Annotated in this window: 25 protein-coding genes; 7 read left to right on the top strand and 18 right to left on the bottom strand. The window is 48.4% G+C overall.

Annotation, left to right across the window (positions count from 1 at the left end):
• Nucleotides 1-111 precede the first annotated feature (111 nt).
• The 14 genes from B5E82_RS08660 to B5E82_RS08595 form a co-directional block, all read right to left on the bottom strand.
• Nucleotides 112-375 carry an HPr family phosphocarrier protein gene (locus B5E82_RS08660; RefSeq protein WP_087307167.1) on the bottom strand — a complete coding sequence of 88 codons (264 nt, stop codon included), beginning with the start codon at nt 373-375 and terminating at the stop codon, nt 112-114.
• A gap of 28 nt (nt 376-403) precedes the next feature.
• Nucleotides 404-1,624 carry a PTS transporter subunit IIC gene (locus B5E82_RS08655; protein WP_087307166.1) on the bottom strand — a complete coding sequence of 407 codons (1,221 nt, stop codon included), beginning with the start codon at nt 1,622-1,624 and terminating at the stop codon, nt 404-406.
• Nucleotides 1,625-1,912: a PTS sugar transporter subunit IIB gene (locus B5E82_RS08650; protein WP_087307165.1), complete on the bottom strand. Its 288-nt coding sequence runs from the start codon at nt 1,910-1,912 to the stop codon at nt 1,625-1,627.
• Nucleotides 1,909-4,005: a BglG family transcription antiterminator gene (locus B5E82_RS08645; protein WP_087307164.1), complete on the bottom strand. Its 2,097-nt coding sequence runs from the start codon at nt 4,003-4,005 to the stop codon at nt 1,909-1,911. The genes B5E82_RS08650 and B5E82_RS08645 overlap by 4 nt, the downstream gene beginning before the upstream one ends.
• Nucleotides 3,998-5,536 (bottom strand): FGGY-family carbohydrate kinase, encoded by a 1,539-nt coding sequence (locus B5E82_RS08640; protein ID WP_087307163.1) that lies wholly within the window; start codon nt 5,534-5,536, stop codon nt 3,998-4,000. Before B5E82_RS08640 ends, B5E82_RS08645 begins: the two co-directional genes overlap by 8 nt.
• A 201-nt stretch (nt 5,537-5,737) precedes the next feature.
• A complete protein-coding gene (gene nagA, locus B5E82_RS08635) occupies nt 5,738-6,862 on the bottom strand; it encodes an N-acetylglucosamine-6-phosphate deacetylase (RefSeq protein WP_087307162.1) in 1,125 nt (374 codons plus the stop codon).
• A complete protein-coding gene (nagB, locus tag B5E82_RS08630) occupies nt 6,859-7,599 on the bottom strand; it encodes a glucosamine-6-phosphate deaminase (protein WP_087307161.1) in 741 nt (246 codons plus the stop codon). The genes nagA and nagB overlap by 4 nt, the downstream gene beginning before the upstream one ends.
• A 14-nt stretch (nt 7,600-7,613) precedes the next feature.
• Nucleotides 7,614-8,018, bottom strand: a complete 405-nt coding sequence (locus B5E82_RS08625; protein WP_087307160.1) for a PTS sugar transporter subunit IIA — start codon at nt 8,016-8,018, stop codon at nt 7,614-7,616.
• Nucleotides 8,019-8,053: 35 nt separating this feature from the next.
• Nucleotides 8,054-8,776, bottom strand: coding sequence for a sugar isomerase domain-containing protein (locus B5E82_RS08620; protein WP_087307159.1), 723 nt, complete (start codon nt 8,774-8,776; stop codon nt 8,054-8,056).
• A gap of 13 nt (nt 8,777-8,789) precedes the next feature.
• Nucleotides 8,790-9,278 (bottom strand): PTS system mannose/fructose/N-acetylgalactosamine-transporter subunit IIB, encoded by a 489-nt coding sequence (locus tag B5E82_RS08615; protein ID WP_087307158.1) that lies wholly within the window; start codon nt 9,276-9,278, stop codon nt 8,790-8,792.
• Nucleotides 9,279-9,980: an N-acetylmannosamine-6-phosphate 2-epimerase gene (locus tag B5E82_RS08610; protein ID WP_087307157.1), complete on the bottom strand. Its 702-nt coding sequence runs from the start codon at nt 9,978-9,980 to the stop codon at nt 9,279-9,281.
• A 16-nt stretch (nt 9,981-9,996) separates the two neighbouring features.
• Nucleotides 9,997-10,827, bottom strand: a complete 831-nt coding sequence (locus B5E82_RS08605; protein WP_087307156.1) for a PTS system mannose/fructose/sorbose family transporter subunit IID — start codon at nt 10,825-10,827, stop codon at nt 9,997-9,999.
• Nucleotides 10,820-11,611: a PTS mannose/fructose/sorbose/N-acetylgalactosamine transporter subunit IIC gene (locus B5E82_RS08600; RefSeq protein WP_087307155.1), complete on the bottom strand. Its 792-nt coding sequence runs from the start codon at nt 11,609-11,611 to the stop codon at nt 10,820-10,822. The genes B5E82_RS08605 and B5E82_RS08600 overlap by 8 nt, the downstream gene beginning before the upstream one ends.
• Nucleotides 11,612-11,676: 65 nt before the next feature.
• The gene (locus B5E82_RS08595; protein ID WP_242966283.1) at nt 11,677-12,384 is read right to left on the bottom strand and encodes an SIS domain-containing protein; all 708 of its coding nucleotides are present in this window, start codon (nt 12,382-12,384) and stop codon (nt 11,677-11,679) included.
• Nucleotides 12,385-12,651: 267 nt separating this feature from the next.
• Between B5E82_RS08595 and B5E82_RS08590 the strand changes: the two genes are divergently transcribed.
• From B5E82_RS08590 to B5E82_RS08570, 5 genes are all read left to right on the top strand, one after another.
• On the top strand, nt 12,652-13,479 hold the full coding sequence (locus tag B5E82_RS08590) for a MurR/RpiR family transcriptional regulator (protein WP_087307153.1): 828 nt from the start codon (nt 12,652-12,654) through the stop codon (nt 13,477-13,479).
• A 124-nt stretch (nt 13,480-13,603) separates the two neighbouring features.
• A complete protein-coding gene (locus B5E82_RS08585; protein ID WP_087307152.1) occupies nt 13,604-14,350 on the top strand; it encodes a threonine/serine exporter family protein in 747 nt (248 codons plus the stop codon).
• 29 nt (nt 14,351-14,379) lie between these two features.
• Nucleotides 14,380-14,832 (top strand): threonine/serine exporter family protein, encoded by a 453-nt coding sequence (locus B5E82_RS08580; protein WP_087307151.1) that lies wholly within the window; start codon nt 14,380-14,382, stop codon nt 14,830-14,832.
• Nucleotides 14,807-15,679, top strand: coding sequence for a class I SAM-dependent methyltransferase (locus B5E82_RS08575; protein ID WP_087307150.1), 873 nt, complete (start codon nt 14,807-14,809; stop codon nt 15,677-15,679). Before B5E82_RS08580 ends, B5E82_RS08575 begins: the two co-directional genes overlap by 26 nt.
• A gap of 103 nt (nt 15,680-15,782) precedes the next feature.
• Entirely contained in the window at nt 15,783-16,334 is a 552-nt protein-coding gene (locus B5E82_RS08570; RefSeq protein ID WP_087307149.1) for a prolyl-tRNA synthetase associated domain-containing protein, read from the top strand.
• Nucleotides 16,335-16,601: 267 nt separating this feature from the next.
• Here B5E82_RS08570 and B5E82_RS08565 read toward each other — a convergent pair whose 3' ends face one another.
• Entirely contained in the window at nt 16,602-17,207 is a 606-nt protein-coding gene (locus B5E82_RS08565; RefSeq protein ID WP_087307148.1) for a hypothetical protein, read from the bottom strand.
• 229 nt (nt 17,208-17,436) lie between these two features.
• Between B5E82_RS08565 and B5E82_RS08560 the strand changes: the two genes are divergently transcribed.
• Nucleotides 17,437-18,111, top strand: coding sequence for a response regulator transcription factor (locus B5E82_RS08560; RefSeq protein WP_087307220.1), 675 nt, complete (start codon nt 17,437-17,439; stop codon nt 18,109-18,111).
• Nucleotides 18,108-19,526: a sensor histidine kinase gene (locus B5E82_RS08555; RefSeq protein ID WP_087307147.1), complete on the top strand. Its 1,419-nt coding sequence runs from the start codon at nt 18,108-18,110 to the stop codon at nt 19,524-19,526. The genes B5E82_RS08560 and B5E82_RS08555 overlap by 4 nt, the downstream gene beginning before the upstream one ends.
• 144 nt (nt 19,527-19,670) lie before the next feature.
• On the opposite strand, the gene B5E82_RS08550 is transcribed toward B5E82_RS08555, so the two are convergent.
• From B5E82_RS08550 to rpoC, 3 genes are all read right to left on the bottom strand, one after another.
• The gene (locus tag B5E82_RS08550) at nt 19,671-20,450 is read right to left on the bottom strand and encodes a DnaJ domain-containing protein (protein WP_087307146.1); all 780 of its coding nucleotides are present in this window, start codon (nt 20,448-20,450) and stop codon (nt 19,671-19,673) included.
• Complete coding sequence (locus tag B5E82_RS08545) at nt 20,443-21,267, bottom strand: DUF5685 family protein (RefSeq protein WP_087307145.1); 825 nt, start codon at nt 21,265-21,267, stop codon at nt 20,443-20,445. The genes B5E82_RS08550 and B5E82_RS08545 overlap by 8 nt, the downstream gene beginning before the upstream one ends.
• Nucleotides 21,268-21,558: 291 nt before the next feature.
• Entirely contained in the window at nt 21,559-25,269 is a 3,711-nt protein-coding gene (rpoC, locus tag B5E82_RS08540) for a DNA-directed RNA polymerase subunit beta' (protein ID WP_087307144.1), read from the bottom strand.
• Nucleotides 25,270-25,280: the final 11 nt, after the last annotated feature.

Raw genomic sequence — 25,280 nt, 5'->3', positions numbered from 1 at the left:
TTCTCCTTTCGTCATTTTATGACAATTTCATACTAACATATCTGTAATTGGTGAAAAAGTAACAAATGCTTCCCCTTATTTTTTGCATTTTTACACTTTTATCACAATTTATCACGCATTTCCCATATGCTTCAGCACATCCAGCACTCCTTCTGCTGCTTCTTCCTCATCCTCTCCCGATACACAGAGCTCTATCTGCTCTCCCGCATTTACTCCCAGTGCAAGGATACTGATACTTTTTTTTGCATCTGCTGTTTTTTCCTGATACCGGATGCTGATATCAGATTTAAATTTCCCTGCTTCCATAGACAGCAGATAAGACGGATGGGCATGAAGCCCTATATGATTTCTAATTTCTACAGTCCTTACAATCATTCTGATTCCTCCATTCAAATCTATTACTTTAATTAAATAAGCGCAGTAAAGCCGTTAAAATCAGCCCCAGAATCCCATACTCTGTCTCGCCCAGCGAAGCCCCATATAGTCCCATTCCCTCATTTAAGGACATAAACAAACTCAAAAGCAGGATCACTGCTATTCCTGATGCCGCCCCGGCCAGTATTGCACCGCGTTTTTCTCCCTGTACGTTTCCAAATACACCAGCTACACCACCGGCAAAATACAGGCTTGTAAAACCCGGCAGCGGTACAAAAGGAACTTTCAAGAATACAAGCCCAGATACCGTTACCACTCCAGTCAGTGCTGCTGCCAGAAAGCCAGCATGCCAGGCGCCCGGAGACCAGGATATTACTGCTGTAGAATCAAGCCCCACTACCAGTCCGGGGATCATTTCTTTACCCAGGTCCCAGAACATCTGAATAAACAGTCCAAGAAACATCCGCAGTCCCTGCATAATTGCTGTCAGAGCTGCACCATAGAGAAAAGCCTCAACCAGACATTCCTGCATTTCCGCCAGTTCTGGAAACCCCTGTAAAAAAGTCAATATAAAAGCTATGCAAAAAACAGTCAGCACTCCCATGGAGGTGATGTGCCCGGTATTTTTCCCTTTCTTATCAAACCGTTCCGACATTTTCCCCCTGCTGCATAATTTCCCAATTCCTGCCCCAAGAAGGGCAGCTCCCGCTGCGGAATTAGCCAGACTGACCGGCGACGCGGAGTGAAAGGGTTTTATAGCAGCAGCGCTGATTCGAACGCTGATATAAGCATAAATACCAGCCGCCGTGCCAGCCAGCAGAACTGCTCCGACAGACATTTCTCCCAGGAAAACTCGAATCAGAGACAAGCTCATCAGACTTAAAAACAAAAGATGATGCCCAGTCAAAAACAAATACCCTCGTCTTGTCCACTTTGCAAGCAGAAGATTCACCAAGAAGGCAATCAGGAAGGCTGTAAAACCCGCATTTCGACATTCCATCAAAAGCCAGGAACCAAAAATTTCTGTGTTTATCACGCCGCCATGAATCCCCAGAGAAAGGACCAGCTTTTCTTCCAGACCCCCCAAAACATTCAATGACAATCCTGCTCCCAGCAGAATCAGATACCATCCAATTACAAGTTTTACTATATTTTCTATAATTTCACCGGCTGTTTTTTTCTTTTTTAACAAATACAGAGCAGCCACAGCAGCCGGAATCCATGGTATTTCCAAAAATTTCTCTGCCATTTATACACCCCATCCATATTTATTAAAATAATCTTTCAGTTTTCTCTCTATTTCTTCCAGGTCCAGAATATCCTCTATGAACAGAATCTCTGCGTCACCTAACAGTGTCGTATCCGCTTCCAGTCCATAAGGAATAATATAGAGATCTGCCTGTTCCATTACTCCGCTTCCCAGATCACAGGGTACCACTTCGCAGGATATACCCAAATACTCCAGAACTTCCTCAAGTTTTATTTTTAGAGCAAAGCAAGTTCCAAGCCCACAGGTGCATAATGTCACTATTTTCATTTTTCCTCACCTCCCGGATATCTCTGACGCACAATTTCAAGAACTTTTTCAGGACTTTCTGCCTGATTAACCATACCAACCGCTTCTTTATCACTGATAAAGCGAATCAACTTGGACATTTCCCTCATATGCTCTTTTTTATCTGCTGTCGCAATGCAAATTACCAGTTTTACCGGATCATTGACTCTATTACCAAAATTAACCGGTTCTTTTAAGGTAGTCAGGCTAATGCAGGAATGGAGAACTCCCTCAGCAGAAAACGCATGTGGCAGCGCAATTCCTTTTGTGATAACAATATAAGGCCCCATTGTTTTCACATTATTCACCATACAGTCCACATACTCCGGTGTCACATATCCTTTTTCCACCAGAGGAACTGCGCTTTTCCGAATAGCTTCTTCCCAATTCGCCGCTTCCGCCTGTACCTGAATCTCATTTATCGAAAGACTGTCCAGAAGTTCCGGCCGCTTCTCATCCACGGGGAAAATTTCTGCCAGCCGTTTCCGCAGAGTCTCCCCGTCCCGAATTTCGCAGGTTTCCATAATCGCTTTCATAACCTTTGTATAAATACCTGATTCTGAAGATGTCCTTCCTCTTTTCCCGTTTCTGCTTAAAAATATGCGGATCTTTTTCAGATCATCCTCTGTCGGCAGCGTGTTAACCAGGATCACCGGAATGTTTTGGTGCTCAAAGGGTACTGTAGAAATAATAAAGTCCGGCCTGTATTCTGAAATCTGCCCGGAAGCATTCCGTACAGCTGTCGTTGCTGCGATTCGTATCTGCGGAAAATACTGTTTAATTCGTGCCGAAACAATTTTTGCTGTTCCTATCCCATTATTGCAGACAATGACTGTGCTGTAATTAATGCTGTTCCTCACATAACTACGCTCATCTGCCGCCAGAAAATGGAGCATCAGAAGCGCACTTTCCGTCTCCCGATCAATATCCGGATTCACTTCCGGGAACTGTTCCAGGCATCCTCTGATACAATGATACAAAACTGGATTTTCCGCTCTTATAGGTTTGATATTTTCACCATCCGTCTCATAGCATACAAAACTGTTCTCTATCAGCGACATCAAATGCTTTTGCAGACTGAGCCGAAGCTCAGAATCATTAAAATAGGGCTTCCCCGTCTTCCTGCTTACTTCCAGCAGAATATTTTCTGCCATGGCCAGAGACAGGCTCTCCGATTTTTCCTGATTCTCCAGATTAAATATGCGGTCGATCTCCAAAAGGATATAGGCAGCTTCCTCTTCTCCAAAATTCAATTTCTTTTCCTGTGACATTCCTGTAAAGTAGCTGCGAAGATACCCTGGAATATCTCTGCTCGTTTTTTCAGGTATGGGGTTCATTTTGAATTTTCTTTTTAACGCCAAAACGCTCAGAATCACAATCATGTAATACTGGGCGTCTGTTATGGAGGCTTTTTCTTTTTGTTCCGCAGACCGCAGGACATCCTCGCAAACGCAGATGCCCCTGTCTCCGGCTGTTTCTCTCCATTTTCTTTCAATAATAATGCTCTTGTTCGGATAAATATCTCTTAAAATCTCCCAGAGTTCCAGAGGAGTATATTTTTCCAGAAGGCTGTCTGTAATCAGCTCCCGAAGCTGTAGCTCCGAACCATTATATCTTAGACCTTTCTTCGTTCCGAGAAGCTGAATTCCTCTTTTTTCACAATCCTCCTTAACAAGATGTACATCGTCAATCACTGTTTTACGGCTGACAAACAAAGCCTGAGAAAGCTGATCATATGTCAGATAATCTTTGGTATCAAACAGCAGCAGTTTCAGGTACAGAATTCTTTCCTCTTTGGAAAATACATAGGTTTCCGTATTCATATCCATTATGCTTTTGCGAAATTCTTCCAGCTCCTGCTGTTCCATATCCAGCGTAATTCCATTTTTCCTGTCTCTTTTCAGCTGATGCAGGCCGCTGGTCTTTAGATAGTAATCTATCCGTTCCAGATTGTTTCGCACCGTGCGATTAGAGATTTCAAAATGTTCCGCCAGTTCTTCAATCGTTGCGCTCTTTTGTTTCTCTGCCAACATGGCCAGATAACTCAATATTTTTAAATCTTTTTGACTAACCATTCTTTATCCTCGATAAAATGTCATAATTTTCTTTGATATCTTCATACAGTTTCCGATAAAGCGCATAATACTTTTCATAGACTGCATGCCGTTCTAGATCTGGATAATGGATCTGTTCTACGTGAATAAAATCCTTTGCCACATCAAAGCTTTTAAATATACCGGAAGCCACTCCTGCATTAATCACATTTCCCATAGGTGCACCTTTAGCTTCTTTCATATAGCTCAGTTCCACATTCATAATATCTGAAGCGATCTGTCTCCAGAGAGCACTTTTGGAACCTCCTTCACTAACCAGAATGGGACTCTTAATCTCCAGATGATTTTCCTGCATAATCCTCAGACAGTGATAGACCGCATATACTCCGCCTTCCATCATAGCACGTACCCAATGACCTCGCGTATGAGAAAAGGACAGGCCAAATACCATTCCACGGGCATTCGGATTCCAGAGCGGTGTCCGTTCGCCGGATAAATAAGGCAATACAATAAGACCGTCTGAACCGGGGGCAACCACTTCCGCTTCTTCCGAAAAAATATCATAGATATCCTTTCCTTCCTCTTTTGCCCATTTATTTTCTTTCTGCGTAAAAGTATCCCGCAGATAACGCAAAAGTCCTCCACAGGTAGATGTTCCTGCCAGTGTTGTATATAAATTCTCCGAATCCGCCGTATGAATAATCGTGGTCAAACTCTGGGTAAACCTAGGCTCTCTATGTACCACACCAAGGGCTCCCGCTGTACCCATAACAAAGCTGGCGTCTCCCGGCTGTACGGAACCATTTCCCAGCCAGGCCGCATTACAGTCTACCGTTCCTGCGGCCACCAGAGTTCCTGGGCAAAGGCCACATTCAGCTGCCGCCTCTTTCGTCACTTCGCCCACAACCTCATGACAGGGCGCAAGCCGTGCCAATTTATCCGGGTCCATTTCCAATCGCTCAAGCATATCCGTTCGCCATTTTCTTTTTACAATATCAAAAACAATGCCCGTCAGAGAAGCATTTGAATAATCCGTTACAAATTTTCCTGTCAGTTTCATAGTAATAAAATTTGCCGGATTCAGCATTTTATATGTTTCCTTGTAAATATCCGGATTATGATTCTTCTCCCAGAGCAGCTTTACCGCCCCGCTGTGAGGATCAAGAGGATTGGCAGAAACCCGAAAAATTTCATCATCATCATAAATATTTCGTATAAACTCACATTCATCTACTGCCCGTCTATCCATCCAGATAGGACTGCGCTTTAACGGATTCCCTTTCCTGTCTACCAAAATACAACATGGAGAACAAGCACTAACACTAATTCCAGCCACCTCTGATGGCTTTACTTTTGACTGCCGCAGAATTTCCTGCATGTTTTTTTTGAACACTCTCCAGTAATCCTCCGGATCATGTTCAAACCATCCCGTTCTCGGTGAGTACAGAGGGTATTCTACATAGCAGCTTCCATAAACTTTGCCTTCTTCATCTGCTATTACCGCTTTTGCTCCGCTTGTTCCAATATCACACCCAATAAGAAATTTTCCCATTCTATCACCCGTCCATCAGATTCACATTTCGGCTTCTGCCGTCTTTTTTCTGTTTTCATTATAACTTTCTGATATTCTGATTAAAAGTCACAAAGTTTTCCGATAAACGTGCAGGCTTTTATCTTTCGAAAAGTTTTTAATTACATATAAAAGGTCTGCTCCTTTTACGTAGCAGACCTCTTCACATCTCTTACTATGTTTTTATTTCTGAACCTTCCCATCATAAATTACGGCCTGGAGTCCCAGTTCCTCATCCAGCAGCACAATATTGGCAATCTTTCCGGGCTCGAGACTTCCATACCTATCATCTATGCCGATGGATCTGGCGGAATTGACCGCCGCGCATTTTACTGCGCTTTCCAGAGGAATTCCCATCTTTTTCACAGCAGTCCTCAGGCAGTCCATCAGGTTCGTGGCAGAACCTGCGATGGTGCCGTCCGCCAGTGTGGCCAGATTTCCTTTTACCTTGACAGGCTGCCCGCCCAGGGAATAGTCTCCGTCTGTCAGTCCCGTGGCCATCATGCTGTCGCTGATCAGAATGACTCTGTCGTCGCCAAAGAGCCGGAATACCGCCCGTACCATAGTGGGGCAGATATGAATTCCATCTGTAATCAGCTCCACATCACAGTCCAGCGTATCGAATGCGGCTCCTGTCACGCCCGGTTCCCTGTGGGAAAATGGCGGCATGGCGTTGAACAGATGAGTTACATGGCTGGCTCCTCTTCGAAAAGCTTCCATAGACGTCTCATAATCCGCTGTGGTATGAGCCAGGCTGATAACAGCCTCCTCTTTCAGCTCATCGATAAACTCCATAGCTCCTTCCTCTTCCGGCGCAAGAGCAATCAGCTTATACAGCCCATCCGCCTCCTTCTGCAGACGGCGGAACATATCTGCATCCGGTTTTCGGATATAGAGGCCATTCTGAGCTCCTTTTTTCTTTTCGGATACAAAGGGCCCTTCCATATTGATTCCCACAAGCCGCGCGCCGGAAGCATTGTCATAGTTCGCTGCCGCCCGGCTGATCTGCATCAGCGTCTCTTCGGCCAAAGTCATAGTGGCGGGACAGATTTGCGTAATGCCCTGGGATAACTCATATTCTGCCAGAGCCTTTATCGCTTCCGGCGTTCCATCACTGAAATCATGGCCTACACATCCATGAAAATGGATATCTGTCAGACCTGGTATCGCGTAGGCTCCTTTTCCATCCAGAATCTCTTCCGATCCGGAATCCTGAGACATATCTGCAATCCTGCTGCCGTTTATATGTATTTCTCCCGCCTTAAATGCTCCGTCTTTCTGAAAGACCTTTACGTTCCTGATAATCATCGTCCGCTCTCCTTCCATTTGGAAAGCGCAGCTTTATCTGCCACCAGTGTCACATCCGGGTGGAACTGCAGAATCGAAGCCGGCACTTCCGGAGTCACAGGCCCTCCGAAGGCCTTTGCCGTAATTTCCGCTTTGTCTTCCCCGCTGACTACAATCAGAATCTTTTCTGCCTTCATAATACTTCCGATTCCCATCGTATAGGCCCGGCGGGGCACTTCATCAGCGCTGCTGAAGAATCTCTTGTTCGCCTCTATAGTACGCTCTGCCAATGTCACGCAGCTGGTCCCTTTTGAAAAATATTCGGATGGCTCATTAAAGCCTATGTGTCCGTCATGTCCAATTCCCAGCAGCTGCAGATCAACACCTCCTGCCTCCTCTATCACTCTGTCATAATCCCGGCAGGCCTTCCCGCTGTCTTCCTCGGCTCCATCAGGCACGTGGGTGTTTTCCAAGCGGATATTGATGCCGGAAAACAGATTCTGATTCATAAAATACCGGTAACTCTGGTCATTGTCCGGCTTCAGCCCCTTATATTCATCCAGATTCACTGTCTTAACATGTGAAAAATCCAGAATTCCTTCCCTGCACCAACGAATCAGCTGCTGGTAGGCTCCCACCGGCGTAGACCCAGTAGCCAGCCCCAGCACGCAGTCCGGTTTTGCAATTACCTGAGCCGCAAGAATCTCCGCCGCTTTTCTGCTCATTTCCTGATAACCTTCTGCTTCAATGATTTTCATGTTCTCTCTTCTTTCTACTCTTCACATTCCACTATATCGGAAGCTACAAAAGCCAGCACATCCTCTATAGCGTTTCTGCTTTCAAACAAAATCGTTTCCTGCTCCTCGTTTCCAAGAATAAACGTCATTAGCATCGGTACATTCATTCCGGAAATCAACCTGCTTCCTTCTTTTCCCATCAGCTTTTGAACTGCTACGTTACAGGGCGTACCACCCATCAGATCGCAGAAAACTGTAACCTCTCCGTAAGCAGACGCCTTTTCGTACGCGCTGTCAAACTTATCCGCAAATGCTTCCGGGCTGTCTGAGACTTCCAGACACGCCGTGAAAAGCTGCGGACACTCGCCGCACAGCATTTCTGCCGCTTCCTTCAACCCTTCCGCAAAACGTCCATGGCTGATAAGTAAAATGCCTCCCATATCACTTTCCTCCTAACTGCTGTCTTTCCCTGTTGTCAAAAATGCTTCACTCTGGATTCATACTTTTCATACAAGCTGTCGTTGTTGAAACCATCTACGTTCTGAGACGCAAATACCGGCAGCGGCTCTCCCTCAGCCGCAAGAATCTTTAATGCCTCTGTCACCACCGTATCCAGCAGAAAAATACTCGACAGTGAAGAACCCGGGCCCGTTTTTATGCCGCCTACTTCCATCAGGCTGTCTCCATCCGGCACGCCGTTGTCCATAACCAGATCCACGCACTCAAAAAGCCGCAGGCCGCTCGGATGACGACTGACCGTATTTTGAGACTGGTGGAGATTGGTAAGTGCCACCGTATAGATTCCTTCTTTTTTTGCTCTCATGGCCATTTCAATGGGTAGGGCATTTCTTCCGGAATTGGAAATGACAATCAGAATATCTCCGTCCCGGAAACAGTATCTGTCATAAATGATATCTGCCAGACCTGTAAGTTTCTCCAATGCTCCGGAGCGCCGGGCTCCGAAATTCGGAAGTGCGTCCGGGTCCAGCACTGCATCCACATTCGCCAGACCGCCGGCCCGGCAGAACAGCTCAATTCCAATCATATGGGAATGTCCCGTTCCGAACACATGGATGATATGATCGTTTTTGATGTTCTCTGCAAATTTCTCCGCCAGAAGACGGATCTTATCTTTTTCCGAGTCGTGTACTTTCTGAAAAAGCTCCTCGACCTGGTTCATAAATTCGAACTCGTACATAAAAACTCCTTATTTATTCGGAAGCGTCCAGAAGTTCCATAAAATCCACCTCCGGATCAGTCGGAACCAACTGAGATGTGAAATGGATTTTTCCGCTCAGTTCACGGAAAACAGCCTCATCCTCCGGTGTAACATTTACTGCCTTTTTCACAAACTTTGTATTGCTTTTTCCTGAAATATTCCCTACATTTACTTTATCCAGTTCCAGGCCTTCCTCCACCACAGATTTCAGGGTTTCCGTTCCTTTGACTACAATAAATACCCTTTCTCCTTCATACTTTCCGCTGTTCAGATTAGCAACTGCCTTTCCTGGCGAAAGAATAGAAAGCTTGACTCCCTGCGGGCAGGCCATCTTTAAAGCAATTTTCTGAATTTCTGTTTTTGCCGCCATGGCATCGATTACCATCAGCCGGTCTATCTTCAAGCTTCCCACCCAGGCTGCGGCTATCTGTCCGTGAATCAGCCTTTCATCAATTCGAAAATTTACGATTTCTTTTCTCATTTACTTCATTCCTTTCACAAATTGCTGTGTAATGAAATGAGGACGGGTAATTGCGCTTCCGACTGTCACTGTCCAGGCTCCACATTCAAACGCCCGCTTTACCTGCTCCGGTCTGTGAAAACGTCCTTCCGCATTGACAGGCAGCGCCGTATTCTTTACCAGCTCTTCTACCAGTTCATAATCCGGCTCTTCTATATGCCTGCTGTACTCCGTGTAGCCGGCGATTGTCGTAGCTATGATATCCGCCCCGGCTTCCTCAGCCAGAAGTCCTTCTTCCAGAACACTGACTTCTCCCATTACCAGAACATCCAGATTTTCTTTGATTTCCCTGATGAGATGAATGATATCCTCCCTTGTGCGCCCGCCGCGCAGCGTAGCATCCACCGCAATAATATCAGACCCTGCATAATAGATGGCCTGTGCGGCACGAAGGGTAGGGGTAATGATCACATCCCGCATTTTATTATAATTTTCCGGCATAATTTTATTAATTCCGAAAATGGGAAGATCTATGTTTTTACGAATAGCGCTTATATTTTCAGGCCAGCTTGCCCTTATAGCGGCGGCGCCGCCCTGCTGGGCGGCTATCGCCAGTTTTACCATAATATCCACACTATAAAGAGGTTCATTTGCAAATGCCTGACAGGATACTACAAGCCCGCCTGTAAGCCTCTCTATCAGCTTCTTCTGTTCTTCATTCATGCTGTGCCATCTCCTTTCAGGCAAGAATTCCAAAGAACTTTCCTGCCAGACAGATAACAAAGAGCGCCAGAATAATTTTACCCATAGATACTTTCTTTTTATCCATCAGATACCAGCACGCAAGTGTAATCAGAAGAGGAAGGGCACCCGGGAAAATTCCATCCAGCACTCCCTGAATATCCATGGTCATTTCTCCGGAGGTGTAAACCCAGCCAATATTAAATGACACATACTGACCTGTGATACAGCCTACCACTACCATTCCAAGGATATTGGCAAAACGTACTACCTTGTCCATAACTCCGCTTTGGTAAATGGTCTGTACAGCACTTATACCAGATCGATATCCCCATTTATAAGTAAGCCAGGTAAATGGAATCATAATAATCAGCCATGCGGCTGCGTAAAACAGCGGACCTGCTATGCTCCCATTTTCTCCTACCAGCCCCAGTCCTATACTTAAAAGGATCGGAATCAGAGTGCCAATAAACAGTGAATCTCCAATTCCTGCAAAAGGACCCATAAGACTTGTCTTCACGCTCTGGATCAGTTCATCTGGAACCTCTTTTCCGCATGCTCTTTCTTCTTCCATACCAAGAGCAATTCCCGTAACCATGGAGCCTACCATAGGCTGTGTGTTGTAAAACTGAGTATGACGCATCATCAGTGCCTGTTTATCTTCAATGCTGTCATACAGCTTATTTGCTACTTTCCCCATCACCCCTGCAAAAGCCGGGGCTTCCATTCTCTCCATATTTTGACAGGAAAGGGCAAACATCATCCAGTACACGTATGACTTAAAAACATCTTTCTTTGATAATTTAGACTTTGTAATGTTTTCACTCATCTTCCTCTACCTCCATTTCTATTTCTGCTTTTCCTGCGCCCGATCCCATGTATTTAATATCCAGGAATCCAAGGAAGCAGGCTACGATTGTCGCTGCAATAATCGGCATTCCAAGAACTTTAATCAACACAAAACCTACCAGGAAATACAGAATTTCCAGATTCTTTTTCAATACAAAGCGGAGAAGCATCGCAAAGCCTACTGCCGGAAGCACACCTCCAAAGGTTACAAAAGTATCTCCCAGCCACTCCGGAATAGCAGCCACTAAATCAGTAATAAACTCCTGTCCGAAATAGCAGGCCAGAAAGATGGGAACAAAACGTGCCAGGAATTGTACAATAGATGCGTAAACCGGCACATTTGCCGCTTTTTCGATTTTTCCTTCCGCAATCCACTGTTCCTGTTTTCTTACCCAGAATACATTCACAGAAGCAACCACATAAACCAAAGATACACCAAGAAAACTCAAAGGTACAGAAAGTCCCAGTGCGTACTCTGTATCCGCTCCAGCAACCATTGCCAGAGGAATTCCCATATATGATGCAAAATTCAAATCAGCCGGCATCGAAAGTCCTGGTGTCACAAGACCGATGTACAGCGTCTGCACTGCTGCGCCCATAAGAATTCCTGTCTTAACATCTCCCAGAATAATACCTATGATAAATCCAGATACCAGCGGACGCCCCATGGTATACCAGCCTCCCAGCTGTCCAAAAACCCATGGACTGTAATTCGATGACAGATAACCAAACAGTGCTATCAGTATTGCCTGCAATAAATTCATAGTCATTCCCTCCTAAGTAAATTAAATTCCCTTTCCTGTTATGATAAATCCCCTTTTTACAAAATTTAAATCCGATACAATCTATCTATATATTTTTTCTCCAGATTCTCATTGTATTCCCGTCCTCCGTCAATATTCTGAGACTTGTAGATAGGCGGATGATAGCCCCGGGAAACCATGATCTGCGCGGCCCGATAGGTAAGCGCCTGCAGAAGAATGGCTGTGGTAATTGTGGACATGCCGCATACCTTCGCGTCCACGCCTTCCATATCCAGGCAGGAATCTCCCAACGGAATCTTGTTATCCAGAACCGCATCTGCTACTTCGAACAGCCTCAGACCGCTGCTGTGCCTGCTCGTAAGGGCTCTGGAAGCTTCCAGGGCTGTTACTGCAATGATTTTCGCTCCTTTTTTCTTACATCCCATGGCGATCTCCAGCGGGAGAGGATTCCGGCCCGAGTTGGAAATAACCACAACTACGTCTTCCGGACGTACATCCACTTTTTTCATAAAATTTGTTCCCACACCCTCAATGGATTCATAAGCTCCCCCAGCCGGCTCCTTGATATTTTTGCTGGGAATAAAACCTCCCGCCCGATGCGTCAGTTCCAGCGCCCCCGCATTGGAATGTCCTGCGCCAAAAGCCTGCAGAATTCCTCCATTCATGATACTGTCTGCGACCATGGAAGCAGCCTGCTCGATCTGCTCCTGTTCCGTATCCCTTACTTCACGAAGCAGAGCCTCCACATAGTCAAACACTCTGTTTTCCATCATTCCTTCTCCTTTCTTTTCAGTTTTTACATTTTGTTTATGACTTCATATTTCATATATTATATCTATTTTATGAATTTGTCAACCGCTATAATTATTTATTTTTACAGAGATGCTTTGAAAAAAATGCAAATTATTTGTTAAATTTGTCATTGTACACTAAAATTTCATGTGATAAAATTAGAAATAATGATATTAAAAGGCAAGATGCAGATTCACTTATTAAAGACTTTTTAATTCATCAATTTATATCAAAGGAAGACTAACACTATGTACACAACCAGACTTCGAGCTGTATCTGACAAGCTCACAAATACCGAGAAGAAAATTGCATCCTATCTGGAATCCAATCCTCAGCAGAGCCGGATTATGACCTCTTATGAACTGGCTACCCAATTGGACATCGGACAGTCTACGATTATTCGGTTTTCCAAGAAACTGGGATATAACAGTTTTCGGGATTTACAAGTTGATCTGATCAATTCTCCTTCTCCTGCCGCCATCGAAGACATTTCCGTGGATGAGCCTACCAACGCTACAAGCTACAAAATCACGCGGCAGTATCAGGAAATCATCGATCTGACTTACGCACAGAACAGTGATGTCACGATCGAAAAGGCGGTTCAGTATATTCGGTGCGCCAGAAGAATTCAAATCCATGGCATAGGCAATTCCAATCTGTTCGCTCAATATTTTGCCAACCAGCTCACAACCATAGGCGTGCTGGCTTCCTGCGCCAGCAATAATCATGTGGTCTATTCCACTATTTCCTGCTATGGGCCGGACGATCTGGTCATTCTCATTTCAGAATCAGGCGAAACACCGGAAATACTCCAGGCCGCAAAAATAGCCCAGAATCATGGCGTGCCTGTGATTTCCATGACTCGGGCTGTCAAAAACAAGCTGTATGACTGTTCCGATCTGATTCTGCGTACTGTCAACCGTATGAGCCGCACCCGTCTGGAAACCATGACCATGCGCTGCTCTCAGCTTTGTCTGATTGACATGATTTATCTGAATCTTTTCAAAACAGATTATGAACGATATCTGAAGGCTCTGGATGAATCCAAGACACTGGCCTTCACCAAGGAAAGATAGTATTTCTCCCTTCTCTCCCTTGACCGTCTCTCCCCGCACAGGTATAATAGAGCGGGAATGGCGGGCAGACAGTCTCAAAGTGCTGCTTTTCTGCCCGGAACGGCAATTCTGAGAGGAAAACACCATGAATTATAAACTGCTTCTGGATACGGCTGTGGCCGCAGGGGAGCTGATGCTGGAAAACGGGGCGGAGACCTACCGGGTAGAAGATACCATGCACCGGATTCTCTCCCTTTCCAGACTTCAGACGGCGGAAGTCTTCGTGACCATGACAGGTTTCGTAGCTACGCTGGACGACCCTTCCATTCATTCTATGACTGTGGTGCGCCGTATTACAAACCGAAGCACCAATCTCGATATGATAGACAGGCTCAATACTCTTTCCCGGAAGCTCTGTACCGGAGAACTGGAGCTGGAGGAAGCTTTCCGGCAGGTGAAAGTTCTCAAAGAGCATCCGTGGAAGCCCGGGGCCTTTCTGATTTCCACACCGGTGGTGACGGCAGCCTTCGCGCTGACTTACGGCGGCTCTCTGTCCGAGGCTTTTGTCTCAGCTCTGACCGGCCTGATTACTGCTGTCTGTCTGTATGCCTGCAGACGGCTTCGGATACAATCTTTTTTCGGAACGCTTTTGAGCGCTGCCGCCGCGTCGATGCTGGCTTCCGGATTTTTTCGCGTATTTCCGGGAGCAGGCAGTCTGGATGCTGTTGTCATCGCTTCTATCATGCCCCTGGTTCCAGGCGTTGCCATCACCAATGCTGTCTTCGACACCCTGCATGGCGACTATCTGTCCGGAACCGCCCGCATGCTGGAAGCCTTTGTGACCGCGGCCGCTGTCGCCATGGGGATCGGCATCGGCCTGGGCGTCGGATGAATCTTTGCAGACATTAGGAGGTGCCTGACATGCTTCTGGAAACCGCCGGCTCTTTTCTGGCCGTGGTAGCTTTTTGCTTTATCTTAAATACTCCCCGCCGCCATATTCTGTTTGCCGGGCTGGCCGGAGCGGCCGGGTGGGCTCTTTATCTGCTTCTGGAAGACCGCGGGCTGAATGTGGGGACGGCTACTTTCATCTCCGGCTGCCTGGTTTCCCTCTGCGCCCAGCTTCTCGCCCGGATTCTGAAGACTCCTGTGACAGTCTTTGTGATTCCCGGTATCCTGCCGCTGGTTCCCGGCGCCGGAATGTATCATATCGTAGATTCCATGCTTCGGGCGGATAACCTGACATCCCACTATGTGACAGAGACACTGGTGGCTGCCGGCATGATTGCCATGTCTATTATTGTCATGGACGGATTGTTCCGTCTGTTTTTCAAGAAAAAAGGAGAATCTTATGTGGATCGCCAACAACTGGACTGATTATGAAATACTGGATACTTCCAAAGGAGAAAAGCTGGAACGCTGGGGCTCTTACCAGCTGGTACGCCCTGATCCCCAGGTCATCTGGGATACACCGCGCACACTGTCCGGCTGGAAGAAGCCGAACGGTCATTACCACCGGAGTAAAAAGGGCGGAGGAGAATGGGAATTCCGGAATCTTCCGGAGCAGTGGACCATCCGCTATCCCCTCTGCGGCTCCACCCCTCTCACCTTCAATCTGAAACCCTTCAGCTTCAAGCATACCGGCCTCTTTCCGGAGCAGGCTGCCAACTGGGACTGGTTCGGCGGACTGATCAAAAACGCAGACCATCCCGTAAAGGTGCTGAACCTGTTCGCCTATACAGGCGGCGCCACGCTGGCCGCGGCCGCTTCCGGCGCAGCCGTCACACATGTGGACGCTTCCAAGGGCATGGTAGGCTGGGCCAGAGAGAATGCCCGCTCTTCCGGACTTGCCGAGGCTCCCATCCGCTGGATTGTGGATGACTGCATGAAATTTGTAGAGCGTGAAATCCGCCGTGGGAATCACTACGACGGCATTATCATGGACCCTCCTTCCTACGGCCGTGGTCCCAAGGGAGAGATCTGGAAGATCGAAGATGCCATCCATCCGCTGATTCATCTCTGCGCGCAGCTTTTAAACGAGAAGCCGCTGTTCTTTCTCGTCAATTCCTACACCACAGGACTGGCCCCGGCCGTACTGACCTACATGATTTCTCTGGAACTGAAGTCTTTTGGAGGAACCGTAGACTCTCAGGAAATCGGCCTGCCTGTCACATCCACGGGTCTTGTGCTTCCCTGCGGCGCAAGCGGACGCTGGACCCGGTAAATCACAGGAAAAAGCTTACAGGACAGAAAGCTTGTAAAGCCGAAGCCTTGTATAATAGAAGGCTTAAAAGACAGAAGCTTTATGAAACAGGAGGCTTATAAAAATGAGTGAAATACATATTGACCGTCACCTTTATAACACACGACCTGAACCGGAAGGCCGTCTTCCCAGGGAAATGGCAGTCTACGATCTTCTGGAAAAGCTGGAGATTCCTTTCGTCCGCGTTGACCATGATGTGGCCATGACTATTGAAGACTGCAAGGGCGTGGACGATCTTCTCGGTATCGATATCTGCAAGAATCTTTTTCTCTGCAATGCCCAGAAGACGAAATTTTATCTGCTTCTGATGCCGGGCGGCAAGCAGTTTAAGACAAAAGATCTTTCCAAGCAGATCGGGTCCTCGCGCCTTTCCTTTGCCCCGGCCGAGTATATGGAAAAATACCTGGGCGTGACTCCCGGTTCAGCCACGATCCTCGGGCTGATGAATGACTCAGATAATCAGGTTCAGCTGATTATTGACAGGGAGGTAACAGCTCAGGAGGAATTCGGCTGCCACCCCTGTATCAATACCTCCAGCCTGAAGCTTAAGACCTCGGATGTGCTGGACAAGCTGATTCCGGCCCTGGGCCACGCGCCGGTTTTTGTAGAATTATAAAAGCGGAAAAGGCACATACGAGCTTTTCCCAATCCACAATATTTACCGAATGGTAATACCGTTTGGCTCACAGTCAATCCTCTGCGGCATCCGCCAAAGGGATGCGTAAACGTATCCGCTTGGCTCACTGCCCGCCGGAATGGAAGAGGCTCCGGAATCTTTCATGCTCCGGAGCCTCTTCCATTTCAGCCTCTGCTGTTCAGGGCCGTCTTTCATACTTCTCTTATACTTCTCTCATACTTCTCTGATTCTGGACCTGTCTTTTCCTTAGTCGTCAATTCCATACACGAATTCCAGCGTGTCTTCTGCCGCATCCAGCTTATCTTCCAGAAGATCCGCTTCTCTTTCTTTGGTCCGGTAATCGTCACGGGTCAGAGAGCCGTTTCTGTACTGATACTCCAGATCATCCTCGTAACGCTCCAGGCTGCGGTCGATTTCTTCCGCTTCCTGCTTCAGCGTAAAATAATTTTCCAGCGTTTTTTCCGCAGAGGAGGCCGCTTCCGCGTCAGCCTTCTGCACAAACTCATCTACCTTTGTCGTCAGTTCATCGATAGTCGGAACCGCTGTGCTCCCTGCTGTTTCCGCAGAGGAAGCCGACGTGTCTGTGGAAGACGCATCTGCTGCGGATGTGTCTGCGGAGGTATCCGCTGCCGCGTCTGTGCCTGTGTCCGCTGCCGCTGTATCTGTGCCTGCATTCGCAGTGTCATCCGCTGTATCGGAAGCACCATTGCTGTTCTCCAGCTCTGTCACCTGCTGTTCCAGCTGGGCTATCTGCTGCTTCAGCTGCTCAGTCTCACTGCTGCTCGTATTCTGGCATCCCGCCAATACCAGTAATCCAATCACTCCGGCCGCCGCTAATAATTTTTTCTTCATAACAAGTTCCTCTCTTTCTTCTATTTTTACTTTGATTTTCTTTTGGGTGTCTCCCTTTGATGAGTCTATCCTATCTTATGAAAATTAAAAGAACATTAAAAGAAAAAACAATCTCAAAAAAATTTTTTAATGCTATTTTCATCTGGATCTCTTATAATGAAGAAAAATACCGGAGCAGAAGACCAGTCCTGGACTGCTTCCTGTTCCGGCGGCAGAAAGGATGAGGCAGATGCGGCTTCTGGTAGTAGAAGACGAAATTCATTTACAGACTATTATAAAGAAACGGCTTTTAAAAGAACACTACAGCGTGGATGCCTGCGGCGATGGGCTGGAAGCCCTGGATTATCTGTCAGTATCGCCTTATGACGCAGTGATTCTTGATATCATGCTGCCGGGGCTTTCCGGCATCGAGGTATTAAAAAAGATACGCGCGGAGGGAAACCGGGTTCCAGTCCTCTTTCTGACAGCCCGGGACGGCGTGGACGACCGGGTCGCCGGTCTGGACTGCGGAGCAGACGATTACCTGGTAAAACCCTTTGCCTTTGAGGAGCTTCTGGCCCGTATCCGCGTCATGCTGCGGCGTTCTACAGAGCACACCACCGATGAACTGGTTCTGGGAGATCTGACCGTAGACCTGAAAAGCCACATGGTCAGCCGGGCCGGACACTTCATAGAACTCTCCGGAAAAGAATACGCCATGCTGGAATATCTGATGCGGAATCAGGGACGTGTCCTTTCCCGGGAACAGATCGAGCAGCATGTTTGGAGCTTTGACTATGAAGGCGGCTCCAATATGGTAGATGTCTATATCCGCTATCTGCGGAAAAAAATTGATGAAGGCTTTTCACAGAAGCTGATTCACACAGTCCGGGGCGCCGGATACGTCATGAGGATAGAATCATGAAAAACATGAAAAAACAGGGAAAAAAACATTTTTCCGGAAAAGGCTTGTCCATCAAGCAGAAGGTCACTCTCTGGTATGCCTGCATGCTGGTTTTGATCGTTCTGCTCCTGTTTGGATTTATCTTTTCCATTTCCAGAAGCCTTCTTCAGAGAGAATCCGATTCCCGCCTTGAGGAAGTCGTCCTGGATTTTGTGGATGATATTGATTTTGAAAATGGTTCCTACGAGCTGGACGATGATATTCGTTTCTATGAAGATGGAGTGATTTTCAGCATTTACGATGAGCAGGGACGGCTGATCGCCGGCAGCGTCCCTACAAATTTTCCTGCGGACACGGTTCTGAAAGCCTATTCCTTCCAGACCTTTTCCACCGGAGAAAGCACCTGGTCTGTCTATGACGCAGCTCTCTCTCAAGACGGTCAGATCCTCTGGATACGCGGCGTTCTTCCCTCGGAAACCCTGTTCTCCGTAGAGCGCACCATGCTTCTCGTCCTCCTGATTGCCTGTCCCCTGCTGATTGCCGTAGCGCTTCTGGTGGGTTATTCCATCACCCGGCGGGCTTTTCTTCCCATAGAGGAGATCCGGCAGACTGCTGAGACCATCGGCGCAGGCGGAGACCTGTCTGCGCGCATCCCCACGGAACGTACCCAGGGTGAAATCCGGCAGCTTGCTGATACCTTCAATGAAATGTTCGAACGCCTGGAGACCTCCTTCGAGCATGAGCGCCAGTTTACCTCTGACGCTTCCCATGAGCTGCGCACTCCTGTGGCTGTCATCACTTCCCAGGCGGAATATGCCCTGCTCCCCGATGCGACACCGGAGGAGCAGAAAGAAGGACTGGAAATTATCCTGGAGCAGGCCGGAAAGATGTCCTCTCTGATCTCTCAGCTGCTGATGCTTGCCCGGGCAGACAACGGAAGCCAGCAGCTCACCATGGCTCCCACTGACTTAAGCCTGGTGGCATCCATGACTACGGAGCAGTGCCAGGATATGGCCGGCCAGCGTCAAATCCGCATTGACTGCGAGATTGCGCCGGAAATCATTGTGGACGGTGATCAGGCAAGTCTGGTCCGGGTCTTTCTGAACCTGCTGGAAAATGCCGTTCAATACGGCCGCTCCGGCGGATTCGTCAAAGTTTCCCTCTCAGCCCGGGACGGCTCTGCGCTGTGCAGCATTGCCGATGACGGCATCGGCATTGCCAGTGAAGATCTGGAACGGATCTGGCAGCGTTTCTACCGGGCAGATCCTTCCCGCAGTCCGGGAGGCAGCAACACCGGCCTGGGTCTTCCTCTTGTAAAATGGATTATTGAAGCCCATCATGGAACTATCTGGGCAGAAAGTAAGCCCGGGAAAGGCAGCTGCTTTACTTTTCAGATTCCGCTGAGGCAGAAGCAGAACAAAGATACCCTGCTTTAACCTCTGAAACCCAAAAAGGGGGACAGTCCCGCAGCATTCAAGCTTTCCCATGCCTTGAATTTCAACGGGACTGTCTCCCTTCTTCCGTTTTTTCAAAACTGCATCAGCCGGCTCTGTCTCTGTCAGCCGCCATCTGCCCTCCAATCAGCAGCGGCAGCAGAGCATGCAGAACAGCTGTGCCAGACAAAAGCTGCGGCAGAACCTGTCCATTCCTTCCGCCTGACGCTGGTAATCCTGTCCATTCTGATTGTAATTGTTCTCCGCATAACGGAAGCTCTGCAGTGTCCTCTGATACAAAGCGTTATTGGGGTCCAGCTGCAGGGCCTTCTGAATCTGGGAAACTGCCAGCATCTGATTATTCAGTCCGTAATTGGCCAGTGCGCTTAAGTAGTACCATCTTGCGTTCCTCTGCGATCCCGGCATGGCGTTCAGCGTAGAATCCGCATACTGATACCGGCCCATATTAATAAAATCAATGGCCTGTCTGATGTCCTCGCTGTCGCCGGGCATGCTGCGCGGCTGCTCCGGCCCGGTATGCATTCCCCAGAATCCGCCGAAGAAATCCTCAAAGCTTCCAAAACCGCCAAAGGGGTCCTGGCCGTACCCGCCGTTCCCATACGAGCCGTTCTGGCCATAGCCTCCATTACCATAAGGCCCCTGGTGGCCATAGCCTCTCTGGCTCTGGCTTCCTCCGTAAGAGCTCTGGCCGTACCCGCCGTAAGCATTCTGCTGCCTTTTATATTTCTCAGGATTATTCAGCATATCATAGGCTTCATTGATCTCATTCATCTTTTCAGCCGCATGAGGATCATTCGGATGCAGATCCGGATGGTATTCTTTCGCTTTTTTCCTGTATGCTCTTTTTATCTCTTCCTTTGTCGCGTCCCTGGACACACCAAGAACCTTGTAGGGATCGTCAATCATGATCCGTCTCCTTCCCACGCAGCTTTGCGTAATACTGCTGCCATACTCCTCCATACAGAATATTCCGCAGCAGATGCGCATCCTGCACCAGCGGAAGTCTTTCGAATACCTCCATAGCATTTCCGAGAGGCAGACTCAAAGACGCCTCCATTTCTTCCGGCTGCTTTCCCATTTTAAACAGAGGATTATAATTGCGTTTTCGAAAATCTTTTTTATAATCCAGCGTAGCATCCATCAGATAAATAAAGCGGCCCAGCTCATAGCCAAAGGTCCGCAGACTGTTGCTCCAGAAATCCTCTTTCCAGACAAAGAGCTCCGACAGCATCCTGCCTGAGCAGTTGATAGCCTGATCGGGATTGGAATCCCTGTCTTTCTCGATCAGTTCCAGTTCCCGGATGCTGGATGATACCGCCTGGCACTGCCTGGGATATGCTTTCTCCACTTCCTGATAAGCCTTGCTCAGTATCCCGGCGTACCAGCGCTTTCCCGGCTTTTTTTCGTCCTTCCAATCGTCCAGGGCCTTGAAATACGCCAGCACAACTGTCATATCCGCCGCGTATTCCGTAAATTTATTTTCCACACTTGTCCGCGTCTTCAGGGGATGAATACTGCAGCGGAATTTCTCTACCTTTTCCTCCGGTTCATACAGAGAAGAAAGAAACAGCACCGCAAACGTCATGTCATAGCTCAGACTGAGCCTTTCCATTCCTCCATATCTCTCTTTCAGGTTCCTGCACAGACCACAGTACACACTCTGATAACGTTCCAGTTCTTCTTTGGAAAGCTTTGAGCGGTTGCATTCAATATATCCAAACATTCGCTCACTCCTTTGATGCTTTCTTCAGCTGTCCGGAGCTTTCCTCTTTTTTCTCAGCCGAAGGATGTTTTGCGAATCACATAATGCCTGCTATTTTGAGATCTTAACACTTACAGAGACAATGTCAATCCTTTTCACAATTCTTTTATATATTTCCTAGTTTTTTCATAATTACCAGGCCATGTTCCGATATGCGGCAGGGCATCCCGCAGACTGTGTAAGCAGCCTGCAGGATGCCCTGCCCTCATATCCCGCCTCTGCGGTACTTCCTGTCAGTTATATTGAATCTTTTTACACTTCCACCGGCTCTTCTGCCTCTTTCTCAGAAGCTTTCTCCAGCTCGTCGTACTCCTTTGCCTCTGCCTCGTCTTCCGCCAGATCCAGCTCTTCATCCAGAGCAAAATTCTCATCCTCCAGATCCTCATCCAGATTCAGCTCGGAAAACTCGTTCATCTCTGTGCTCAGGCGCACATTCTGGTAACGCTTCATACCAGTTCCGGCCGGAATCAGCTTACCGATGATGACGTTCTCCTTCAGACCAATCAGCGGATCGACCTTACCCTTAATAGCGGCCTCGGTCAGAACCTTGGTGGTCTCCTGGAAGGATGCGGCGGACAGGAAGGAATTGGTTGCAAGAGATGCCTTTGTAATACCCAGCATTACCTGCTTTCCTTCTGCCGGACGCTTGCCTTCGGCTTCCAGCTTCTCGTTCATTTCTTCGAAGTCCAGAACATCTACCAGAGTACCCGGCAGTACATCGCTGTCGCCGTTGTCCTCTACGCGGACTTTCTTCAGCATCTGATGCACAATCATCTCGATGTGCTTATCGTTGATATCTACACCCTGCAGACGGTATACACGCTGTACCTCGCGGAGCATGTAGTCCTGAACTGCCCGGATACCTTTGATCTTCAGAATATCATGCGGGTTTACGCTTCCTTCTGTCAGCTCGTCGCCGGCCTCCAGCACCTGTCCATCCTGTACCTTGATACGGGAACCGTACGGAATCAGATATGTCTTGGACTCTCCATCCTCACTTGTTACCTGTACCTCTCGCTTCTTCTTGGTATCCAGAATTGTAACAGTACCAGGAATCTCCGTGATAATCGCAAGTCCCTTCGGCTTTCTGGCCTCGAAAAGCTCCTCTACACGGGGAAGACCCTGTGTAATATCACCGCCTGCCACACCGCCGGTATGGAAGGTACGCATGGTCAGCTGGGTACCCGGCTCACCGATGGACTGTGCCGCGATGATTCCGACAGACTCACCTACCTGCACGGCCTCTCCGGTCGCCATGTTGGCGCCGTAGCACTTCGCGCACACGCCGATATGAGATTTACAGGTCAGAATGGTACGGATTTTCAGCGCGTTGTACGGATTTCCATTCTCATCCACGCCATTCTTGATGATGGCTTCCGCGCGCTTCGGCGTGATCATATGATTTGCCTTCACGATTACATTGCCATCTTTATCTTTGATCGTCTCACAGGAGAAACGTCCTGTAATACGCTCCTGCAGGCTCTCAATCTCTTCCTTTCCATCCTGGAATGCGCGGACAACCATGCCCGGAATCTCATCCCTGCCCTCGCAGCAGTCTACCTCGCGGATAATCAGCTCCTGAGATACGTCTACCAGACGACGTGTCAAGTAACCGGAGTCTGCGGTACGCAGAGCCGTATCAGACAGACCCTTACGCGCTCCATGAGCAGACATGAAATATTCCAGTACGTCCAGTCCCTCACGGAAATTGGACTTGATAGGCAGCTCGATGGTATGACCTGTCGTATCGGCCATCAGTCCACGCATGCCGGCAAGCTGCTTGATCTGCTTGTCGGAACCACGGGCTCCGGAGTCTGCCATCATATAGATATTGTTGTAACGGTCCAGGCCATCCAGCAGCGCCTTGGTCAGCACTGCGTCTGTCTCTTTCCAGGTCTCTACAACCTCTTTGTAACGCTCTTCCTCGGTAATCAGACCACGCTTGTAGTTCCGTGTAATCTTATCCACAGTATCCTGTGCCTTCTGAATCAGATCCGGTTTCTCAGGCGGTACGGTCATATCGGAAATGGATACGGTCATGGCCGCGCGGGTAGAATATTTATATCCCATGGCCTTGATGTCGTCCAGCACCTCTGCGGTTCTGGTAGCTCCGTGGGTATTGATAACCTTTTCCAGGATCTGCTTCAGACCCTTTTTGCCTACGTGGAAATCCACTTCCAACTTCAGTTCATTGCCCGGGATCGTACGATCCACAAAGCCCAGGTCCTGCGGCAGAATCTCGTTAAAGATAAACCGGCCCATGGTGGACTCGATAATATCAGAAATCTCGCTTCCGTCTGCCAGCGTCTTGGATACACGCACCTTAATGCGGGACTGCAGCTTGATGGCGCCGTTTTCATAAGCCAGAATTGCTTCGTTTACACTCTTGAATGCCTTGCCTTCTCCAATGCTGCCCGGACGCTCCTGGGTCAGATAATAGATACCCAGAACCATATCCTGAGACGGAACAGCCACAGGGCCTCCGTCAGAAGGTTTCAGCAGGTTATTCGGTGAGAGCAGAAGGAAACGGCACTCCGCCTGAGCCTCTACGGACAGGGGCAGATGCACAGCCATCTGGTCTCCGTCGAAGTCTGCGTTGAACGCGGTACACACCAGAGGATGCAGCTTGATGGCCTTACCTTCCACAAGAATCGGCTCGAAAGCCTGGATTCCCAGACGATGCAGCGTAGGAGCACGGTTCAGCATAACCGGATGCTCTTTGATAACCTCTTCCAGCACATCCCATACCTCGGGCTGTACCTGACGCTCTACCATCTTCTTCGCGCTCTTGATATTATGGGCAGTGCCGTTCTGCACCAGTTCCTTCATTACGAAGGGTTTGAACAGCTCGATAGCCATTTCCTTCGGCAGACCGCACTGGTAAATCTTCAGTTCGGGACCAACCACAATAACGGAACGTCCGGAATAGTCTACACGCTTTCCGAGCAGGTTCTGACGGAAACGTCCGGACTTACCCTTCAGCATGTCGGACAGAGACTTCAGCGCTCTGTTTCCGGGGCCTGTCACAGGACGGCCGCGGCGTCCGTTGTCAATCAGGGCGTCTACCGCTTCCTGCAGCATACGCTTCTCGTTGCGGACAATGATATCCGGAGCGCCCAGCTCCAGCAGTCTCTTCAGTCGGTTGTTGCGGTTGATAATTCTTCTGTACAAATCATTCAGGTCAGAGGTCGCGAAACGTCCTCCGTCCAGCTGTACCATCGGACGCAGATCGGGCGGAATCACCGGAATCGCATCCATAATCATCCACTCCGGCTTGTTTCCGGAACCACGGAAGGCTTCTACAACCTCCAGACGCTTGATGATACGGGCACGCTTCTGTCCGCTGGCATCACGGAGACCCGCCTTCAGTTCGGCAGATTCTTTCTCCAGATCGATTGCCTGCAGCAGTTCCTTGATGGACTCAGCGCCCATTCCCACGCGGAAACGGTTTCCATATTTCTCGCGCATATCCTGATATTCTTTCTCTGTCAGTACCTGCTTATACTGAAGCTCGGTGTCTCCCGCATCCAGTACAATATAGGATGCGAAGTAAAGCACCTTCTCCAGGGTACGTGGAGACAGATCCAGAATCAGTCCCATCCGGCTGGGGATTCCCTTAAAATACCAGATGTGGGAAACAGGAGCAGCCAGCTCAATATGCCCCATACGCTCACGGCGCACATTGGACTTGGTGACCTCAACGCCGCAGCGGTCGCAGACCACGCCTTTGTACCGAATCTTTTTATATTTTCCACAGTGACACTCCCAGTCCTTGCTGGGTCCGAAGATTCTTTCGCAGAACAGGCCGTCTTTTTCCGGCTTCAGAGTCCTGTAGTTGATGGTCTCCGGTTTCTTTACCTCGCCTCTGGACCACTCCCGAATCTTCTCCGGAGACGCAAGACCGATGCGGATTGCGTCAAAGGTCATCGGCTGATATACTGCCTGATTCGTTGTTTCTGGCATGAATGGCACTC

Origin of the sequence: Lachnoclostridium sp. An138, from assembly GCF_002160765.1 — a bacterium.
Classification (GTDB): Bacteria; Bacillota; Clostridia; order Lachnospirales; family Lachnospiraceae; genus Laedolimicola; species Laedolimicola faecalis.
The sequence above is the reverse complement of the archived record's forward strand: the minus strand, read 5'-3'. Positions and strand labels throughout refer to the sequence as shown.